This is a genomic window from Nocardia transvalensis NBRC 15921, from assembly GCF_000308875.1.
Lineage (GTDB): Bacteria > Actinomycetota > Actinomycetes > Mycobacteriales > Mycobacteriaceae > Nocardia > Nocardia transvalensis.
This window is the reverse complement of sequence record NZ_BAGL01000015.1, coordinates 1-20037: the sequence shown is the minus strand read 5'-3', so window position 1 is coordinate 20037 and position 20037 is coordinate 1. Positions and strand designations below refer to the sequence as shown.

Here is a 20037-nt window from a genome sequence, read left to right as displayed (position 1 = left end):
AGCGGGTCCATCGAGTCGAGGCGGCGGGTGTGGTCGTCCATCTCGGTGCGCGCCGCGGTGACCGTGCCGATGGCGTCGCGCAGGGCCTGGGTGGCGCGCGTGATCACGGCGTCGGTGTCGGGGGACGAGTTGGCGTTGTTCAGGATGACCTTCGCGTCGCTGCGGAAGTCGGCGATGATCTGGTCCACCTTCTTCGCGGCACGCGAGCTGGTGGACTGGGCGTCCGACAGCACCGCCAGATAGGCCGGGCCGCGATCGGAGATGTCACCGATCTGGGTCTGCGTGGTGCGCATGGCGGGGACCGCGGCGTCGGAGGTCTTGCCGGCCATGGTGGATTCGATGGCGTGCAGGCCGTCGCGGTGCGGGGTCTCGGTCTCCGCGGCGCGGGCGGACGCGGCGGACAGCGCGGACGCGATCGTGGCGTCGGGGACGGACGCGCCGGTGCCGAGCGAGGCGCGCAGCGCCAGCAGCGGTTCCACCAGCCGGGCCACGATCGGGGGATCGCCGGCGGAGGTGGTGGTCGACGCCGGGGCGGTGGGTTCGGTCGGCCGGTTGCGCAGACGCCTCATGCCAGCGCCTCCCCCGTCTTCGCGATGGCCGCCGCGGCGTCGGCGTCACCACCCTGGACCGAGCCGTCGAATCCGCGCAGCACCTGGCCGTATGCGGAGACCAGCTGGCCCGCGGTCGACAGGGCCTGCGCGTGTTCGGAGACCGCCGCGGTGAACCGCGCCGCGAACTCGGCTCCCAGCATGCCCAGATCAGCAGCCAGTTTGTCGTGATTCACGGCGCCCTCGGCGACCGTGGCGGCCGAGGCGAGTTGCTGCGAGACGGTGTCCGCGATGGCGGTGTAGGCGGCCATTGCCGCCGGATCCAGCTTCAGCGTGTCCACTGTTCCCCCTCACGGAAAACCCAAGCTTTCGCTGTCGCATCATGATTCGCCATCCACCATACGTTGCGGCACCCGGGCGCGCGCCCCGATCCCGCCGACGCTAGGGGATGTCCCGTCGAGATTAGCGCCTCACCGCAGCTCACGCACCCTTTCGGGGATTCCCTCAGATGGCGGCGACGCGCTTGGCAAGATCATCGGCGAGCTGCCGGGCCCGGTCGGCGTCGGTCGCCTCCACCATGACCCGCACGAGCTGCTCGGTTCCGCTGGGACGCAGCAGTACTCGCCCGGACTCGCCGAGGATGCGCTCGGCCTCGGTGACCGCGTCCCGGATCTCGGGGGCCGCGGCGACCGCGGTCCGGTCCGAGACCGGCACGTTGATCAGGACCTGCGGGACGGTCTGCACGATATTCGCGAGGTCGCCGAGCGTGCGGCCGGTCTGTGCCATGCGGGCCATCAGCCGCAGGCCGGTCAGTACGCCGTCGCCGGTGGTGCCGAACGTCGGGAAGACCACGTGGCCCGACTGTTCGCCGCCGAGGGTGTATCCGCCGCGGCGCAGCTCCTCCAGCACGTACCGGTCGCCGACCGCGGTGGTGCGCACCGTGATTCCCGCGTTGCGCAGCGCGATGTGCAGGCCGAGATTGCTCATGACGGTCGCGACCAAGGTGTTGTGGGCGAGGTCGCCGGCCTCGTACATGGCCAGCGCGAGGATGGCCATGATCGCGTCGCCGTCGACCACCGCGCCCGCGGCGTCGACGGCCAGGCAGCGGTCGGCGTCGCCGTCGTGGGCCAGGCCGAGATCGGCGCCGTGTTCGCGCACCGCCTGCTGGACCCGATCGAGATGCGTGGAGCCGCAGCGGTCGTTGATGTTGAGGCCGTTCGGCTCGGCGTTGATCGCGATGACCCGCGCCCCGGCCTCCCGGTAGGCGGCCGGGCCGACATCGGAGGCCGCGCCGTGCGCGCAGTCCACCACCACGGTGAGCCCGCTCAGATCGCGGCCGGTGGCCTCGACCAGGTGCTCGACGTAGCGCTCATGCGTTCCGTGCAGGCTGTAGCGGTCGTCGACGTGGCCGTCGAGCCCGGACTGGCTCAGCACCCGCCCGATGCCGGCGCCGGTCGGCCGCACGAACGACCGCTCCCGCACCAATTCCTCGATGCGGTCCTCCACGGCGTCGTCGAGCTTGTGCCCGCCTGCGGCGAAGATCTTGATCCCGTTGTCCGGCATCGGATTGTGCGAGGCGGAGATCATCACGCCCAGGCACGCGTCATAGGCCGCGGTCAGATAGGCGACAGCGGGCGTCGGCAGCACGCCGACCGACAGCACGTCCACCCCGGCGGAGGTCAGGCCCGCGGTCACCGCGGCCTCCAGCATCTCGCCGCTGGCCCGCGGATCGCGGCCCACCACCGCCACCGCCCGCTTCTTCCCGCGGCCGAGAACCTGTGCCGCCGCGGCCGAAACACGCAGCGCCAGTTCCGGGCTCAGCGAATCGTTGGCAAGCCCCCGCACTCCGTCGGTGCCGAACAAACGTCCCATTCCCTCGCCCCTCAGTGTCTGATTGCGGTGTGCCGGTGCGACCGTCCCGCCCACGTCGTCGTGGTCGCGCGGAGTGCCGTCGCCGGGCTCCGACCGCGGCTGCCCGCGGGACCGATTGCGCGCCGCGGGATCTCCATCGTCACGCACGCTGCCCGAGTGCGTGGCCGATTACGAATGCCGCGGGTGGATACAGCACGAGAGCAGGCGCCCGGGGTGGGCGCCTGCTCTCGTACAGGAACCGTGCAGACCGTACCCCACCCGGCACCGGAACGGTGCCGGGTGGGGACGATCGCACGCTGTCGACTCAGCGCTTCGAGTACTGCGGAGCCTTGCGGGCCTTCTTGAGGCCGTACTTCTTACGCTCGGTGGCGCGGGGGTCACGGGTCAGGAAGCCGGCCCGCTTCAGGGCGGGGCGGTCGTCCGGGGTGACCTCGATCAGCGCGCGGGCGATGGCCAGCCGCAGGGCGCCGGCCTGACCCGACGGGCCGCCGCCGACCAGGCGGGCGTGCACGTCGAAGCTCTCGGTGCGCTCGACGGTGACCAGCGGGGACTTCACCAGCTGCTGGTGCACCTTGTTCGGGAAGTAGTCCTCGATGGTGCGGCCGTTGAGCACGAAGTTGCCGGAACCCGGGGTCAGCCGGACGCGGACGACGGCTTCCTTGCGGCGGCCGACGGTCTGCACCGGGCGGTCGATCAGCGACGGGGCGACGGCGGCCTCGAAGGTCTCGGCCTCCTCGTAACCGGCGCCGTCCTCGACGACCTCGGCGGCCGCTTCCTCGACGTACTCTTCGGTGAATTCCTCGGGAGCTGTCACTGGGCCACCTGCTTGATCTCGAACGGAACGGGCTGCTGGGCCGCGTGCGGGTGCGACGGGCCTGCGTAGACCTTCAGCTTGCGAGCAATCTGGTTGCCCAGCTTGTTCTTCGGGATCATGCCCTTGATGGCACGCTCCACGACGCGATCGGGGCGGGTCTCCATCACCTGACGGACAGACCGGGTCTTGAGACCGCCCGGGTAGCCGGAGTGGGTGTGGATGAACTTGCGATCGGCCTTGTTGCCGGCGATCGCGATCTTGTCCGCGTTGATGATGATGACGAAATCGCCACCATCGACGTTCGGGGCGTAGGTCGGCTTGGTCTTGCCACGCAGCAGATTCGCTGCCTGCACGGCAAGGCGGCCGAGCACTACGTCAGTGGCGTCGATGACGTACCACTTGCGGGTCACGTCACCCGCCTTCGGGCTGTACGTAGGCACAGTGCTTCCCTGTCTGTCGTCGGTGTTCTGCCGGCCCAGGCGAGCGGTCGGGCGGTCCCGGCGGCCGGTAGAGACCCGGGGACCCGTGGTACGACGCGAACAACGCGACGTACCGCACGCCAGCGGACAACGATACCAGCAGGCCGGGCGGGCGGAGAAATCGCCCGCCCGCCCGCATCGCCCCTGCTCAGATGTGGATCGGCGGGCCGGGATCGATCGTGCCGCGCGGGGCCGGAACCAGGTAGTGGAGGTTGTCGATACCCAGGTGCGGGCAATCGTCGCGATCCCGGGCGCTGTCGGGCCTCGGCACGATCGAATGCGGTGTCAGCGCGCAGGCCGGGCCCGCGTCGCGCACGCGGGCGACCGGGAACACACCGGAGGTCGCCGCATCGAGAGAGTGCTGCGCGTCCACCGCGGTGACGACCTCGGCGGCCGGGCGCGCGGCCGGGGTGGTGGCGCCGTCCGGGGACAGCGCCATCGCGGCCAGGGCGACCGCGCCCGCGATCGTCGGGGCTCCGAACAGGTTGTCCTTCACCTTGTGCCAGAGCTTGCCGTGGTGTTCGTCGTCGTGCTGGTGGTCCGCGTCGGGGGCCGCGTGCGCTCCTCGTGCGCCCGGGTCGGGCTGGTCCGGGCGGCCTATGGCCACGGTCATCTGATCGTCGGCCGGTGAGCTGGGCGGGCGGGTGAAGCGGCTGCCCGGCTCGGCGCGGGGGTGCTCGGGGACGACGCGGGTGGTCGGCTCCTCGCCGATCTCGCGAGCCGCGTGCCGCGGTCCCTGATCGACCGGGCGGCCGCCCGCGTGGCGCACCGGATCGGACGGTACGGGCGTGCGGAGGCTGTGCCTGCCGCCCTCCTCGCTCGCCATCGTGGGAGTGGCCGACGACGTCGGGGATGTGCCGGGCGCCGAGCCCGGCCGGTGCGCCGAACTCGGCCCGGAATTCCCCGGGTCCACCCCGTGTCCCCCGCCCGCGGCCGGCCGGCCGGAGCCGGACGGTCCCGCCTCGGCGGAACCGCGGTGGCCGCCGGGGCCGGGTGGCTGTCTCTGGCCGGGATGATGTCCCGCACCGGGATTCGGGGGGCGGGTGGCCGCCGGATCGGACGGACGGGGTTCCGGCGGCGGGGCCGGGCGGGCGGGCTCCGGATAGGGGTCCTCGTCGGCGTACTCGCTGTCGGTGACCAGCAGGTGCGCGGCGCCGAGCGCCAGCGCGTGCATCGGATGGTCGGCGACGCGCAGCCGGTGGCCCAGATGGTTCTGGAACGCCAGGCGCAGCGCGTCGTTGAAGCAGACGTTGCCGGTCAGCAGCACCGTCGACGTGTCGGCGCCGATGGACCGGGCGGCGGCCATCACCTCGATGACCACATTGTCGGCGGACATGGCGTCGCGCATGGCCTCGGGCGAGATCGGGACGCCGACCGATTCGGTGGGCTGCTCGTCGTCGCCGTGCACGGCGACCACCAGGCACACCCGGCCGTCGGAGTACACGCCGGTGGCTCCGGCCGGACCGTGCGGTCCCGGCCCGCCGACCAGGCCCAGCGCGCGCACATATCCCGACAGCGCGACCGATTCGGGTAGTGGCTCCGTGCTCACGTCCAGCATCTCGACGAGACGGCAGTACTCGTCGATCTTCTCGTCGGGCCAGTCGTCGGGGTACGGCAGCGCGACGACCTCGGGCTTGCCGCGCACGTGCTTGCCGATCGCGGCCATCGGGTTGTACATGCGGGCGCGGAACACCAGCTCCACCGGCCAGGTCGCCCCCGCGATGCGAATCTGCCGATGGCCGAGCACATCCCGCACATCGGAGATGGCGATACCCAGGTCGGGACGCTGCCGCTCGGCGCCTGCCGTGTGCAGGCGGCCCGACGCGTCCGCCAGCAGGTACGCGGGCGGCGTATATGTTCCTTCCACCTGGACCGGGCGGATCGGTGTGCCACCGCCGCCTGCGGCCACGGACACCACATCCCAGCCGAGATGTACTGCCCCAACTCGAGCCGTCACACGCATAAGTGTGCCTGCTGTGTCCACGACACGCGCGGGGCAGGGCCGATAACCCGCGCCGACCTGTGAATTCCTCGTCTCATGCTGTGTCTTCTCGCAGCATGAGCGGGCGCCTGCGTGGTTACGCTCCGCTGCCGCCTCCGGCGCTGACCGCTCATGCCGATGTCTTCTTCAAGCGCAGCCGCCACCACGTCAGCAGCGACAGCACCGTCGTGATCACCACCAGCATGGCGATGTCCAGCAGCCAGAAACCGGACTTGTGCTGCCACAGCGCGTCGGGCTGGGCGTTGGCGAACAGGTAGCGCAGGTCGACCGTCGCGGCGCCGGACGCGAAACCCCAGCGCGACGGGAACAGGTACGACAGCTGCTCGAGCACGATGCGGTCGGTCACCGGGATCATGCCGCCCGCCATCACCAGCTGGCACATGATCATGACGACCAGCAGCGGCATCACCTGCTCGTTGGACTTCGCGATCGTGGACAGCAGCAGGCCGATGACGACACACGCCACCGACGTGACGGCCAGATCGACATACAGCTCGACGCCGCCCGGCGGGATCAGCGCACCCTTGCCGGGGGCGTTCTTCCCGGCCAGCACGATCCCCACCAGCACGGCCGCCTGCAGCAGCGCGGCGATGCCGAAGACGGCGACCTTCGCCAGCAGATAGGCCGACGGCAGCAGGCCGACCGCGCGCTCGCGATAGAAGATGGGCCGCTCGCCGACCAGATCGCGCACGGTCAGGGTGGAGCCCATGAAGCAGGCGCCGAGGATGAGCACCACCAAGAGCTGCTGGGTCTCGCCGCCGCCGTCGAGGACGAAGGAACCGTCCGGCAGCGGAACGGGCACGCCGGGTGCGAATCCGTTCTTACCCGGCACCACCAGCGACAGCACGCCGAGGACGAACGGCAGCACGACCAGGAACGCCAGATACCCGCGGTCGGCGAGGATCAGCCGCACCTGACGCCGGAACAGGGTCGAGAACTGTTTGGTACCACTGGATTTCGGTGGCTGGCCCGTGACACCGCGCGGTGCTGCCGGTGGGGGCGGCGGCGCGACGGCGGCCTGACGAGACCGGTAGTTGGCGAACGCCCCGTCCGGATCGGCCGCGACCCGCGCGAAGATATCGGCCCAGTCGTTGGTGCCGAGGTAGTCGCCGACGGTGCCGGGATGCCCGCAGAAGGCGGTCTTACCGCCGGGCGCCAGCAGCAGCACCTGATCGCACATGTCCAGGCAGGCCACCGAGTGCGTGACGACGATGACGGTGCGACCGGCGTCGGCCAGCTCCCGCAGCATGGTCATGACCTGGCGGTCCAGGGCCGGGTCCAGACCCGAGGTGGGCTCGTCGAGCAGCAGCAGCGCCGGACCGGTCAGCAGTTCGAGGGCGACCGAGGCGCGCTTGCGCTGACCGCCGGAGAGCTTGTCGACGCGGGTGTCGGCGTGCTCGGTGAGCGAGAGTTCCTTCAGCACACCGTCGATCACCTGCTGGCGGTCGGCCTTGCTGGAGTCGGGCGGCAGGCGCAGTTCGGCGGCGAAGCCGAGGGCCTGCCGGACGGTGAGCTGGCGGTGCAGCACGTCGTCCTGCGGGACCATGCCGATTCGGCTGCGCATGGCCTCGTATTCGGCGTGCAGGTTGCGGCCCTCGAAGGTGACCACGCCCGCGGACGGGTGCGTGGTGCCCGCGATGAGCTTCGACAGCGTGGACTTGCCCGCACCGGACGGACCGATGAGCGCGGTCAGCGTGCCGCGGCCGGCCTGCATGTTGACGTCGATCAGCAGCTGCTTGTTGCCCTCGACGGTGAAGCCGACGCCGTGCACGTGCAGGCCCTGTTCGGTGACCGGCTTCTTGCGGTGCTTGAGGGTGCCCTCCTGCACCACGAAGTCGACGTTGCCGATGGTGACGATGTCGCGCTCGCGCAACACCACCCGCTGCTCGCGGCGGCCGTTGACGAAGGTGCCGTTGGCCGAGCCGAGATCCTCGAGCGCCAGACCCTCGCGGTCCTTCAGCAGGCGGGCGTGGCGGCGCGAGGCCAGCGGATCGTTGACGACGATCTGGTTGTCGCTGGTACGGCCGATGCTCAGGCCGCCCGGCGGGATCCGGTCGGCGCGGGCGACCGGCGCGGTGGAGGCGCGGGCGCGCACCGGCGGCAGCGCCGAGGTGTCGGCCTTGGTGGTCATGTTGACATTGGGCGCCGCCGCGACCGGTTGCTGCGGTTGCGAATTCGGCCGCTGCGGACGATGCGGCGGGGACTGCGGGGGCGTCCCGCGGCCCTGCGGCGGGCGCGAGGGAGCCTGGGGACGCTGCGGGGGCGACGGCGGGCGGCGGCCGGGAGGCGGCTGGTGGCCCTGAGGGGACTGCTGCCGGTGACCGTCCGGACCCGGCTGCTGCCGCTGGCCTTCCTGAGACGGCTGCTGGCGGTAGCCATCCGGGGCTGACTGCTGCCGATGCCCCTCGGGGGGTGACTGCTGCCGGTGGCCCTCGGGGGGTGTCTGGCCGCGGGGCGGGGTGGGGCGGTGCGGGGGCGGCACCGGGCGGGCGTTCTCGGGCACCAGATGGAGGAGCGGGCCGGTGATCGCATCCCCCAGGCGAACCAGCGTCGGACGCTCGATCGACACCGGCCGGGTCAGCCGCTGCGCGTCCACGAACACACCGTTCGTACTTCCATTGTCGCTGAGTATCCAGGTATTACCCTGCCAACTGAGTTTCGCGTGCACACGGGAAACCAGCGGACTGTCGACGAACAGCGTCACCTCCGGCGCGCGGCCCATGGTGATCTGCTGCTGACTGTCGAAGACCCGATCGGTTCCCTCATGGCGCACGGTGATCTTCTGCGCCCCCGGTGATGACATGGCCCGGATCCTATTCGATGACCCGGACATCGGTGAGGCCCGAAGCTGCCCTCTATTACTCTGTACCCGCGTCCGAGATCGAGAACGTGAACGGCCCGGGGAGGGAGTCGATGTGGCGAAGAGCCGGGTGATCACGGCCCTGACCGTCCTGGCACTGGCGGCGACGCTGCTCACCGGCTGCACGTTGTCGACCGACGGCCGGGCGGTGTCGATCTACGACGATCCGTTCAAGGTGGCCGGACTACCCACCACCGGGGGGCCCAGCGGACCGCGCGCGGGCGTCCCCGACACCCCCATGTCCGCGGTCGGCGGCGACCACGGCGACGTCGACAAGCTGGCGCTCAACGCCATCGACGACATCCAGACGTATTGGCAACACGAGTATCACAACGAGTTCGAGGGCGAGTTCGCTCCCGTCACCAAGCTCTACTCGTGGAGTGCGAAGGCCCCGAAAACGCAGGAGAGCCAGTTCTGCAAGGAGAGCACCTACCACCTGGTGAACGCCGCCTACTGCCGGCTGGACAACTCGGTCGGCTGGGATCGCGGCGTACTGCTGCCGATGATGCAGGACAGCTTCGGGAAGATGGCGGTGGTCATGGTCCTGGCGCACGAATATGGCCACGCCGTCCAGACCATGTCCCGCATCGTGGGTTCCAAGGATCCGGTGATCGTCAAGGAGCAGCAGGCCGACTGTTTCGCCGGTGCGTTCATGCGCCATGTGGCCGAGGGCAATTCGCCGCACTTCACGATCAACACCTCCGACGGCCTGAACAATGTGCTGGCGGCGACGGTGGCGATCCGCGACGCCAATCCGGAGGATCCGGAGGCCGTGCACGGTTCGGCGTTCGAGCGGGTGACCGCCGTGCAGATCGGTTTCACCGACGGGCCCAAGGGCTGCAAGGCGATCGATATGAAGGACGTCAACAGCCGCCGCAAGAACCTGCCGCAGACGTTCACCGACGACGCCAACCACGGCGAGCTGGACATCACCAAGAAGAACCTGATCGAGTTGAGCAAGGCGATGGCGGCGATCATGCCGGTCCCCCACGAACCGGCCTACGACTTTCACGGCGCGCAGCTGAACTGCCGCAACGGGGCCGACACCGTCCCGGTCACCTACTGTCCGGCGACCAATACGATCGGCACCGACGTCCCCGCGCTGGCCGAGCGCGGGGCCGCCGACACCGCCGAACAGGACGGTTTCCCGACGCACGTGGGCGGTGATTACAACGCCTACGTGGTGTTCGTCTCCCGCTACGCGCTCGCGGTGCAGAACAATGCCCGCCAGGCGCTGACCGGCGCGAAGACGGGGCTGCGCGCGGCCTGTCTGTCGGGGGTGATCACCGCCCGCCTCGCGGATCCGGGCCGCACCCCGGCGACGGGCGATATCGCCCTGTCCCCCGGCGATCTCGACAAGGCGGTCTCGGGCCTGCTCAGCGACGGCCTCGCCGCCAGCGACGTGGAGGGCAACACCGTCCCCAGCGGCTTCTCCCGGGTGGACGCGTTCCGCGCCGGCGTCCTCGGCACCCAGCAGACCTGCGAGTCCCGCTACTCCTGAGAACGATGCGCGCGGCGTGCGCGGTCGACCGCGGCGGGGATATGGGCGAAGGTGTAGTTGTTGATCTTCCGACCCCCTGGGAGGCGAGAGCGTGGCTGAGCCGACGCCGGAGGTGCCCGAGCGCTCGTTCCCGCTGCGGCGGCGCGGGCCCGTGCTGTGGTTGCTGGTGCTGCCGGGGCTGCTCTATTGCCTGGCGCCCTTCGTGGCCAACCGGATCGAGCCGCGGATTCTCGGGGTTCCGTTCCTGATCTGCTACCTGCTCGCGGTGACGGTGGTGACCGGTCCGATCGTCGCCCTGGTCGCCCGCTTCGACCCCGCCTACAGAAGCGGGGCAGCCGAATTCGTCCCGGCGGACGGGGCAGCGCAGTTCATCCCGGCAGACGGGGCAGCCGAATTCGTACCAGGGGACGAAGGTGCCGAATCCGTTCCCGCCGACGAAGATCCGGAGGACCGCCCGTGACCGCCGACGCGACGATCGCGGTCACGCTGTTCGGTATCGCCATGGTCGCGGCGGTCGTGATCGGCGTGTGGTCCGGGCGCGGGCGGGAACGGTCTATGTCGGAGTGGTCGGTGTCGGGGCGCGGGCTGGGCACGCTGTTCGTGCTGCTGCTGATGGCGGGCGAGTCGTATACGAGCTTCTCGTTCCTCGGTGCCGCGGGGTGGTCCTATAAATACGGCGTCCCGATCTTCTACCTGATCGCGTATCTGAGCACCGGGCTGGTGGTGGCCTACTTCGTCGCCCCGCTGATCTGGACCTACTGCGCGCGCCACCGGCTGATGTCGATCGCCGATATCGCGGAGCATCGATTCGGATCGCGGTGGCTGGGCATCGCGGTCGCCGTCATCTGTACCGTCTTCCTGATTCCCTACGTGCAGTTGCAGATCCAGGGGATGGGCGTGGTCGTGAACGCCATGTCCTACGGCGCGGTGGATCTGAAGGTCGCCGCGGTGGTGTCGTTCGTCGTGGCCGAGGCGTTCATCCTCGCGTCCGGGCTGCGCGGCTCGGCCTGGGTGAGCGTGTTCAAGGACGGGCTCGCGGTGCTGTCGGTGCTGTTCCTCGCGATCTACGTGCCCTGGCACTATTTCGACGGCCCCGGCGAACTGCTGGATCGCCTGGTCGCCGAGAAGCCCGAGTGGCTGACCTTTCCCGGCGCGGGCGGCGGCACATTCGGCGCCGGCTGGTTCGTCTCCACGATCCTGCTCAATGTGGCGACCATCTGTATCTTCCCGACCACCGTCGCCGGGTATCTGTCGGCGACCGGGCCGACGCCGCTGCGGCGCAATTCGATGCTGCTGCCGTGGTACCAGCTGCTGCTGGTCGTGCCCATGGCGATCGGCGCGGCCGCGTTGTTCGTGGTGCCGTCCCTGGCGAATCCCGATCTCGCCCTGTTCAAGCTGGTCACCGACTCGCTGCCGCCCGCGGTGGTGGCGATGATCGGGATCGCCGGGGCGCTGTCGGCGATCGTGCCGATGAGCGTGTTCCTGGTCTCGATCGGAACCCTGTGGGGGCGCACCATTCTCGGCGGCGGCCTGCACGGCACGCGCGCGGCCTCCGATCGCGGGCAGCGCGCCCGGTCGCAGCTGATCTGCCTGGTCGTCGGCGCGCTGGCGCTCGCGGGCGCACTGATCTACCCGAAGGCGCTGGTGAACCTGTCGGTGCTGTCGTACGAGGGCATCGCGCAACTGCTGCCCGCCGTCCTGGTCGGGCTGTACTGGCGGCGGCTGACCGCGGCCGGCGCCGCCGCCGGGCTCCTGACCGGCACCGCGATCGTCCTGATCCTGCACGCCCTGGGCCGCGACCCGCTGTACGGACTCAACGGCGGGCTCATCGCCCTGCTCGCCAATCTCGCCGTGGCCGCGGCCGTCTCGTTCGCGACGGGCAGTACGCGCGGGCGCTCCCCCGTGTTGGCGGCGGAACGCTGAGCATTACCCGGTTCGCTTGTTGACCGGGTCGGCGGGGCGGGGCATTGTGGGGCGATGAGCGGCGAAGAGACCCGCCAGGGCGTGGCGCTGACCAATCTCGACAAGCCGCTGTTCGACGGCGCGGGAGCCACGAAGCGCGACCTGATCGACTACCTGGAGTTCGTGGGCGACCGCCTGGTGGGCGGCCTGCGCGACCGGCCGCTGTCGGTGGTGCGCATCCGGCCGGGCCAGGAGCCCTTCATGCAGAAGAACCTGCCCAAATACACGCCGGACTGGGTGGCCCGGGTGACGGTGTGGGCGGAGAGTTCCCGGCGCGAGGTCACCTACGCCCTGTGCGACGACGTCCGCACGCTGCTGTGGTTCGGCAATCAGCGCGCCATCGAATACCACCCGACCCTGCTGCTCGCCGACCATACCGCCGGGCCGACCCATCTGGTCCTCGACCTGGATCCGCCGCCCGGAGAGCACTTCCGGCAGGCTGTGCGCGCCGCCGAACTGATCCGGGAGGCGCTGCGCGCCGACGGCCTGGCCGGTGCGGTGAAGACCAGCGGCGCCAAGGGCCTGCACGTCTTCGTCCCGGTCGTGCCGGGCACCGCGATCGAGGACGCCGCCGCGGCCACCCGCGCCGTCGCCGCCCGCGCGGAGCGGCTCGACCCCGCCCTCGCCACCACCGCGTTCATCCGAGAGGACCGGGGCGGCAAGGTATTCCTCGATTCGACCCGAGCGGGCGGGGCGACGGTCGTCGCGGCCTACAGCCCGCGCGTGCGGCCGGGGACGCCCGTGTCGTTCCCGCTCTCGTGGTCCGATCTCGACGGCGTGCACCCGGGCGACTTCACCCTGCGAACGGCCGCGGAGGCACTCGGCGACCGCGATCCGTGGGTGCTGGAGATGCCCGCGCCCCAGACGCTTCCGGCGGATCTCGTCGAGGAGGGGCATACCATCCCGATCGCGCGCGTCCAGGCCATGCACGAGGGCAAGCGCCGCGCCCGCGCCCGCCGCGCCGCCGAGTCGTGACCGGGGCGGGAGCCGAACTTATCCGGCGACCAGTATGTATTACGGACCAATAAAAACTTGCGTTACGGTTTGTCTGACAATTTACTGGGTAATTGCCATAGCGTGCGCGAGCATCGCCCGCCAGAGCTGGCGGAGCGCAACCATGAGGAGCGCAGCATGTTCGATATTGCCTACCGTCGAGTACAGATCGACGGGGACACGCAACGCATCACACCTGTACCGGTAGACGGCGATCCCGACAACTTCGACATTGTGGGTGAATCCCGTTTCGAACCGGCTATTCTTACATCGGGTACGGCGCACAATTTCGTTACGTAGCGCCGCTACTCCGCTGTGAGGTCACGCTGAATCTCTCGCAAGAATGGTTGAATTCGTGAATTCCGACCGTTGACCAACGGCCGGTGATTCCGGGTGTTCGAAATATGAATGAATCCCGTCGACTGGAGGGCAGTGCGGTGAATTCTGAGGAAACTCGAAGCCTGCAGCACCTACCGTGAGGGAAACGATGCAGTCGCCGTCGGCCGCCGATACCGGCCTCTGGCTGGCTCAGTATGCCGACTGCGGATCGGAACCCGTGGGATTGACACCGGAAAAAGCTCGATTCGTGCGAAGTGTGCACGCCGGTCACGGTCCCGGATGTCATCAGTATCTGGGGTCCGCGGCATTTCTGAGCCGCGTGCCCGAGGCAGCGAACGACTCGGTCACATCTCCACACCATCGAGGAGGAAGCACCATGAGCAGTACCCTGTCCGGCACCGATTCGATTCTCGACGAGCTCCGCGGATCCGGTGCGCCGCTGCACATCGTGATGGTCGCACCGCCGTACTTCGAGGTGCCGCCGGCCGGGTACGGCGGCGTCGAGGCCGTGGTCGCACAGCTCGCGGACGCACTGGTCGACTGCGGGCACCGGGTCACCCTGCTCGGCGCGGGACGCCCGGGGACCAAGGCGGATTTCGTGCCGGTGTGGGACGACATTCTCTCCGATCGGCTCGGTGAGCCGTATCCGGAGGTCCTGAATGCGCTCAAGGTCAGGCGCGTCATCACCGAGATCGCGCAGAACGACCGTATCGATATCGTGCACGACCACACCTTTGCCGGACCGCTCAACGCACCGATGTACAAGGCTCTCGGCATTCCGACCGTGGTGACGGTGCACGGCCCGGTCGACGGCGATCCGGGCGAGTACTACCGGGCGCTCGACGATACCGCGCATCTGGTGGCGATCAGCGATCGTCAGCGCAGTCTGGCGACCGAGCTGAACTGGCTTGGGCGCGTGTACAACTCGATCCGGCCCAACGAGTTCCCGTTCCAGGCCGAGAAACAGGATTTCGCACTGTTCCTCGGTCGCTACGCCCCGTACAAGGGACCGGATCTGGCACTGGAGGCGGCACACGACGCGAATATTCCGCTGGTGCTCGCGGCGAAAATGAACGAGCCTCCGGAGAAAGCTTATTTCGAACGTGCGGTGCGGCCGCTGCTGAAGGATCGCGATCTCGTATTCGGCGAGGCGGATTCGGTTGCCAAGAAGCTGCTGCTTTCTCAGGCGAAGTGTTTGCTGTTCCCGATTCGCTGGGAAGAACCCTTCGGAATCGTCATGATCGAGGCCATGGCATGCGGTACGCCGGTGGTGGCGCTGCGCGGCGGCGCGGTCGAGGAGGTCGTCGAGGACGGCGTCACCGGATTCATCTGCGACGAGCCGGATCAGCTGCCCGCCGCGATCGCCGAAGTGCATCGTCTCGACCCCGCCGCGTGCCGGCGCCGTGTCGTGGAACGCTTTTCGACCGAACATCTCGGCGCCGGGTACGAGGCGGTGTACTACGCCGCGCTCGATTCCGCCGAACTGCCGCGGATCCCGGCGCTCGCTCCGGGTCGCCAGCGCGGCCGTACCCTGTCGGTTGCCAGTAACGGCTGAGCCCGAAAAGCACTGAGCTACTGAGTAATCGCCCCGCGCCCGGACCGGACCACCGGCCCGGGCGCCTCAGTGTTCCAGGCCGCCGAGCCGTCCCTCGAGCATCAGCAGCAGATCGCCGAGGATCGCCGCCAGATCCGCGCGGGCATCGGCGGGCAGTCCGGACAGCAGGGCGCGTTCGTAGGAAAGTTGTTGCGGCAGTAGGCCGTCCACCAGATCCCGGCCCGCTTCGGTGAGCGCGAGATGCGCGACGCGCCGGTCCCGGTCGTCGATGCGCCGCGTGACCAGGCCCCGATCCCCCAGTCCGCGAACGCGTTTGGTGACAGCAGCCGGGGAGGCGAAGGTCTCGCGGGCGAGCCGGCCCGGGGTCACCTCCGCGTCGAGTCTGCGCAGCGCGGAGAGGATGTCGAATTCCGGCCGGGTCAGGCCCGCGCGGCCCAGGGGTGCGTCGGTCACCTGATGCAGCAGTGCCGCACAGCGATTGATGCGGCCGATGACCGCCACCGGTTCGGTATCGAGGTCCGGGTGCACGCTCGCCCACTGACGGAGCACGCCCGCGACGGCGTCCTCCGACGGCATCCGCGACGGAGACTGTCCGCCGGGGGCCGTCATCGCGCGACCACCGGGCGGGCGGACAGTTCGGCCAGCAGACGGTGCCCGGCGCGCTCGGCGTCGACGATTCGCTCCTGCGGCAGTGGGGCGCTCCACCACTCCCCCGCCGCGGTGTCGGCCGATTCCCGCACCTCGATCAATGCCGTCGCCAGCCGCTCACGCGCGACGGTCCGGTCGCGCGGGGTGCGGGCGATGGCGTCATCGAGTCCGCGCAGGGCCGCGTCGACGCGGCCGGACACCCTCCGATTGGGGACGGCGAAGCAGACCAGCATGCCGACCACCGCCCCGACGCAGGTGTCGAGCCAGCGGTCGAGAACCAGTTCGCGGGTCGGATGGCGTTGCGCGAATTCGCTCATCATCAGCGCCATCGGGGTCACGAAGAGTGTGGCGAGCCCGTAGTTGCGGGAGACGGTCGCCTCGACCACCAGCTGGCAGGCGAGCGCGACCGCGATCAGCACGGCGGCACTGCGCAGCATCGGCGCGAGCGCGGTGAACAGCAGCACGCCGCCGAGATTACCGAGGACGCGCTGCACCGCCCGCTGCCACGACAGCGCGGTATTGGCGACGTACACCGCCGCCGCGGTCACCACCGCCCAGTAGGGCCGGTCCACCCCCAGCGCCATCGAGGCCCAGCCCGCCGCCGCACTGCCCGCGGTGAGCCGCACCCCGATCGGAAAGTACGGCGAGGACGGCTCGAAAGCCCGCATCACCCGCCGGAACCCGCTCTCCCCGCGATCGACGGCCCGCTCCACGCCCAGTCCCCGGATCTCCGCCGCCTCGTCGGCCGCGATCTCCACCCGCGGCACGGCACGCCCGCTCCGAAGCTCCCGTGCCCACCCGTCGAGCCGAACTGTCTGATCCAGCTGCGCCCGCTGTTCCGCACTTGCCGCCGACGGCTCCTCAGACACCCCCTGCTGTTCTGCCCGTGCGGCCAGCGTCTCCGCGCGGGTGACGAGGTGAGCCAGTGCCGCGAGTTCGGTGGTGCGGGAGGACCGGACGAGGCTCAGGGTGTGCCAGGCGGAGTGGATGGCGGCGGCCGCTTCGTAGCGGGCGCGGGGTGGGGCCTCCGAAGAGAGCCGAAGCAGGCGGGCGGTCGATTCCAGGGCTCGGGCAACCGCTCGGCGTTCGGGGCCGTGCGGGCGGAACAGGGCGGGCGCCAGGCAGACCGACCACGCCAGGACGCCGCCCAGCAGGACCAGCGTGAGGTGCCAGGGCAGGTCGGCGAGGCGGGTGGGCAGGAAGGCGCCCGTGGCGGTGACGAAGGTGAGGATGATGTTGCCGGGCGGGCCGATTCGCGACGCGTCGCACACCACCTTGAACACCCCGGCGAGCAGAGCGATCACCGCGACCCGCACGAATGCCGAACCGGTGAGCGCCGCCGTCGCGAGCGCCACGCCCGAGCCCGCGACCATGCCGAACACCACCCAGGCCAGGGCGCGCGCCCGCGCCGCATACGGCAGACCGTGCCCGTACACCGCGCACAACCCGCCCGCGCAGGTGTAGAAGGCCAGGTCCAGACGGCCGACGGCGAGCAGTACCACCTCCGGCGCCCCGATCGCGACGAGCGCGCTCAGCGCCGACCACCGCCAGGTGTCGGCCACCGGCCGCAGCCCGAACGTCCCGCGCAGCGGCAGCGCGTCGCGCACGCCGCGGTACGCGCGCACGGCCGCGCCGGGTCGCCGAGGGTCGGAGGGAGTCACCCCAGAAGGTTAACAGATGTTTTACTAGGAAAATATCTACCGAGACGCTCGCCACACACGCGGGTCGATCATTTCTGCGGAATTACGGCAAATCAGACACTTAGCGACCGACCGGCATCGAACGCCCGCAATCCACAAGACACCACCGGCAACACCTGTGCGCAATCACAAGAATTGACCGCGGAATTGCGGAGGCGAGACCATTTTGTGTTCAACTATCAGTCGACTGATATTGCCTAATTTTGCACGGCATCGTTCCGCGAATATGCCTAAATCTACTTACGTAGTTCCGATTGCCGGTAGGCCCGCGGTGACATACCTCGCCACCGCGTGAACGCGTGGGTGAAGTTCGCGGTTTCCGCGTAACCCAGACGGCGCGCCACATCCTCCACCGTCGCCGACGTTCGCAGCAACTCGGCCGCCTTGATCTCCCGCACGTTGTTGAGCAGGCCGCGGAACGTGGCGCCCTCGTCGGCCAGCCGTCGCCGCAGGGTGCGCACGGTGACGTGCAACTCCGCGGCCACCTCCACCATCGACGGCATCCGGTCCGGATCGTTCAGCAGCCGCTCGCGCACCTTGGCCGTCAGCCGCCAGCCCGATCCGAGCAGTTGCCGCAGCGCCTCCCGGCACTGCCGTTCCAGCGCCGACGCCGTCCGCGAATCCGATTGCGGCATGGGGTGTTCCAGGAAGGATCGGGGCAGGACAACGCGGTTGCGGGAGCCGCCGAAGGTGATCGGATACCGGTCGAACGGGGTGATCAGCGACAGGTCCTCGCCGCGCTCGCCGGGGATCTCCATCTCCACGGCGTGCACCGGGATCTCGACGTCGAGCAGTTCGCCCGCCATGAAGACGAAGGCCACCTCGCGCTCGACGAAGAAGGCCCGCACGTCCTCGGGGATCCGGGAGCCGTCGACCACGATCGCGACCTCGTCTCCCAGGTCCTCCAGCGAATAGCGCGCCGCGACGGACACCAGGTCCTGGTAGCGGATGGTGATCGAGAGAACGTCGCCGATCGTGGGGCTGACCAGGGCCGCGAGACCCACCATGCCGCCCTTGCCGATGGTGGCGTGCCGGGCCGTCTGCACACCCAGACCCGGAACGTCGCCGAGCCGGCCGAGCAGATTCCGGGCGACGCCGAATTCCTGATCCGGCCAGATTTGGGCATTATCGTCGTCCAGATCGGCCGGGGCTATTCCTGTCCCAGTCAATAACATTGTTTCGTCCAGGCCGTGCGCCTGTCCGACACTGACCATCATCCGCACGCTGACGCCGCTGTGAGGTAGCACGCCGGGCGATCCACCAAACGAAACCACTGTCCGAAATTACCAACATTCCGTCCCGCAGTCACATTCTTTCGAAGAGAACGACTGAATAACCTCGTTCGCACGGCGCAACACACCCGACACTCCGGCGCCGGCGGTTCAGAAAGAGGCAACCGACGTGGACATGTTCAGTACCTGCTGGATCGAGCCCCTCCAGCTGACGCCCCAGAAGGCCCACGCCATCATGCAGATGCATCTGACCTGCCGCACGGAGGAGTGCCCGCGCAGACGTGCCGCGGTGCGCACCCTGGTCGACGCCGGACACCTGGTGCCCGACTCCTCCCGCGCGATGAGCCGCTTCTGATCAGCCGAGCGTGCGCCACCGCCACGACATCTCGGCGGTCAGCGGCGCGTCGGGGGTGACGGCCTGTGGCTGGGTGTTCAGGCCGTTCGGCGGACCGGACTGCGGTTCGACGCAGACGGTCTCGGGCGGGAGGTCGTAGACCACCACCCAGCGTGCCGGGCTCGTGATGGTCAGTTCGAATGCTTCCGGCCAGGTGAGCGTGACATCCACGCCGTCGGGCATGCCGAAGCAGTCGTCCCACGGGCCCGGCAGCGGGGCGATGCGATTGCCGTCGGGCAGGTAGTCCTCGCCCCGTTCCTCCTGCCACGCCGGCGCGAAGCCGATCTCGACGGGCTTCCCGCCGGCGTGCAGGCGGCGTTCGAACCACGGATGCCAACCGGCCTGTGCGGGAAAGGATTCCGCGGCCGATTCGACAGTCATGCGGAAGGACGCCGAGTCTCCGGTCAGCGCGAACGTCTGCGTGACCCGCCCCGCGAAGGGCCAGGGATCACCGAGTTCGCGGGCGATGACGACCTCCGCGGCATCGTGCCGCACGACCTCCCACGGCCGATCGCGCACGGTGCCGTGAATGGCATGCGGTTCCGCGTTGCGCGGCAATTGATAGGTCCGGCCGCCCCACGCCAGCACCCCGTCCCGCATCCGCCCGCACCAGGGCGCCATCGGAAAACTGCCGAACCGCTCCCCCCTGCGCAGCACCTCCAGCCCGTCGACCCGAAGCCCCCCGACCCGCCCGGTGCCGGAGTCGACCACCATCCGCGCGCCCCCGGCGACCATCTCCAATTCCTCGCCGACCACCCTCGCCTCCTCACCACCGGCCACACCAGGCCCGCCCATTCCCCCAGCATCGCACAGGCCACCCCACCCCTCACCCACCACGCGTCAGGCTGTGGTCCAGGCGGTGGTCCAGGTGCGGGCGATGCGGGTGGCGCGGGCGGGGGGCATGCGGTCGGGTTCGGTGAGGATGGCGATCGTCAGGCCGTCGAGCATGCCGAGGAGTTCGGCGGCGGCGTCGGGGGCGGCGTCGGCGCGGGCGGGGTTCACGGCGGCGAGGGTGCGGGCGAGGATGTCCTCGGTGCGCTGCCATTGGCCGCGGTGGAGTGCGGCGATCTCCGGGTCGTGGGCGGCGCGGGCCGCCAGCGCGAGCCAGACGCGGGCCAGCCGGTCGCCGCTGTCTGGT

18 protein-coding genes and 1 pseudogene are annotated in these 20037 nt (G+C 69.7%); 7 read left to right on the top strand and 12 right to left on the bottom strand.

What is annotated here, in order from left to right:
* The 7 genes and pseudogenes from ON41_RS06580 to ON41_RS06550 form a co-directional block, all read right to left on the bottom strand.
* A pseudogene (locus ON41_RS06580) lies at positions 1–569 on the bottom strand (hypothetical protein); the annotation flags it as partial.
* Positions 566–889, bottom strand: coding sequence for a hypothetical protein (locus tag ON41_RS06575; RefSeq protein ID WP_040746040.1), 324 nt, complete (start codon positions 887–889; stop codon positions 566–568). The gene ON41_RS06575 and the pseudogene ON41_RS06580, both read right to left, overlap by 4 nt.
* A gap of 163 nt (positions 890–1052) precedes the next feature.
* Entirely contained in the window at positions 1053–2420 is a 1368-nt protein-coding gene (gene glmM / locus ON41_RS06570; protein WP_040746053.1) for a phosphoglucosamine mutase, read from the bottom strand.
* Between the two features lie 304 nt (positions 2421–2724).
* Positions 2725–3234 (bottom strand): 30S ribosomal protein S9, encoded by a 510-nt coding sequence (rpsI, locus tag ON41_RS06565; protein WP_040746038.1) that lies wholly within the window; start codon positions 3232–3234, stop codon positions 2725–2727.
* Positions 3231–3674, bottom strand: coding sequence for a 50S ribosomal protein L13 (rplM, locus tag ON41_RS06560; protein WP_040746037.1), 444 nt, complete (start codon positions 3672–3674; stop codon positions 3231–3233). The genes rpsI and rplM overlap by 4 nt, the downstream gene beginning before the upstream one ends.
* Before the next feature lie 187 nt (positions 3675–3861).
* Positions 3862–5670, bottom strand: coding sequence for a hypothetical protein (locus ON41_RS42915; RefSeq protein ID WP_373281323.1), 1809 nt, complete (start codon positions 5668–5670; stop codon positions 3862–3864).
* Positions 5671–5824: 154 nt separating this feature from the next.
* Positions 5825–8518, bottom strand: coding sequence for an FHA domain-containing protein (locus ON41_RS06550; protein ID WP_040746036.1), 2694 nt, complete (start codon positions 8516–8518; stop codon positions 5825–5827).
* A 112-nt stretch (positions 8519–8630) separates the two neighbouring features.
* Between ON41_RS06550 and ON41_RS06545 the strand changes: the two genes are divergently transcribed.
* The 6 genes from ON41_RS06545 to ON41_RS06525 all read left to right on the top strand — a co-directional run bounded on the left by ON41_RS06545 (position 8631) and on the right by ON41_RS06525 (position 14925).
* A complete protein-coding gene (locus tag ON41_RS06545) occupies positions 8631–10076 on the top strand; it encodes a neutral zinc metallopeptidase (protein ID WP_040746035.1) in 1446 nt (481 codons plus the stop codon).
* A 91-nt stretch (positions 10077–10167) separates the two neighbouring features.
* Entirely contained in the window at positions 10168–10536 is a 369-nt protein-coding gene (locus ON41_RS38820) for a DUF3311 domain-containing protein (RefSeq protein ID WP_051161050.1), read from the top strand.
* Positions 10533–11999, top strand: coding sequence for a sodium:solute symporter family protein (locus ON41_RS06535; protein WP_040746034.1), 1467 nt, complete (start codon positions 10533–10535; stop codon positions 11997–11999). The genes ON41_RS38820 and ON41_RS06535 overlap by 4 nt, the downstream gene beginning before the upstream one ends.
* A 54-nt stretch (positions 12000–12053) precedes the next feature.
* On the top strand, positions 12054–13013 hold the full coding sequence (gene ligD, locus ON41_RS06530; protein WP_040746033.1) for a non-homologous end-joining DNA ligase: 960 nt from the start codon (positions 12054–12056) through the stop codon (positions 13011–13013).
* Positions 13014–13115: 102 nt separating this feature from the next.
* Positions 13116–13331 carry a hypothetical protein gene (locus ON41_RS41395; protein ID WP_157185385.1) on the top strand — a complete coding sequence of 72 codons (216 nt, stop codon included), beginning with the start codon at positions 13116–13118 and terminating at the stop codon, positions 13329–13331.
* 427 nt (positions 13332–13758) lie between these two features.
* On the top strand, positions 13759–14925 hold the full coding sequence (locus ON41_RS06525; RefSeq protein ID WP_083905181.1) for a glycosyltransferase family 4 protein: 1167 nt from the start codon (positions 13759–13761) through the stop codon (positions 14923–14925).
* 66 nt (positions 14926–14991) lie between these two features.
* Here ON41_RS06525 and ON41_RS06520 read toward each other — a convergent pair whose 3' ends face one another.
* The 3 genes from ON41_RS06520 to ON41_RS06510 all read right to left on the bottom strand — a co-directional run bounded on the left by ON41_RS06520 (position 14992) and on the right by ON41_RS06510 (position 18487).
* Entirely contained in the window at positions 14992–15501 is a 510-nt protein-coding gene (locus ON41_RS06520) for a MarR family winged helix-turn-helix transcriptional regulator (RefSeq protein ID WP_040746032.1), read from the bottom strand.
* A gap of 29 nt (positions 15502–15530) precedes the next feature.
* Positions 15531–17234, bottom strand: a complete 1704-nt coding sequence (locus ON41_RS43360) for an FUSC family protein (RefSeq protein ID WP_218003369.1) — start codon at positions 17232–17234, stop codon at positions 15531–15533.
* A 275-nt stretch (positions 17235–17509) separates the two neighbouring features.
* Positions 17510–18487, bottom strand: a complete 978-nt coding sequence (locus ON41_RS06510) for an AraC family transcriptional regulator (RefSeq protein WP_063709843.1) — start codon at positions 18485–18487, stop codon at positions 17510–17512.
* 187 nt (positions 18488–18674) lie between these two features.
* Between ON41_RS06510 and ON41_RS06505 the strand changes: the two genes are divergently transcribed.
* The gene (locus tag ON41_RS06505; protein WP_040746028.1) at positions 18675–18860 is read left to right on the top strand and encodes a hypothetical protein; all 186 of its coding nucleotides are present in this window, start codon (positions 18675–18677) and stop codon (positions 18858–18860) included.
* Here ON41_RS06505 and ON41_RS06500 read toward each other — a convergent pair whose 3' ends face one another.
* Positions 18861–19694 (bottom strand): aldose epimerase family protein, encoded by an 834-nt coding sequence (locus ON41_RS06500; protein ID WP_051161047.1) that lies wholly within the window; start codon positions 19692–19694, stop codon positions 18861–18863.
* 45 nt (positions 19695–19739) lie between these two features.
* Positions 19740–20037 (bottom strand): TetR family transcriptional regulator C-terminal domain-containing protein (locus tag ON41_RS06495; protein ID WP_040746027.1); only part of this gene is annotated, 298 nt, incomplete at its 5' end.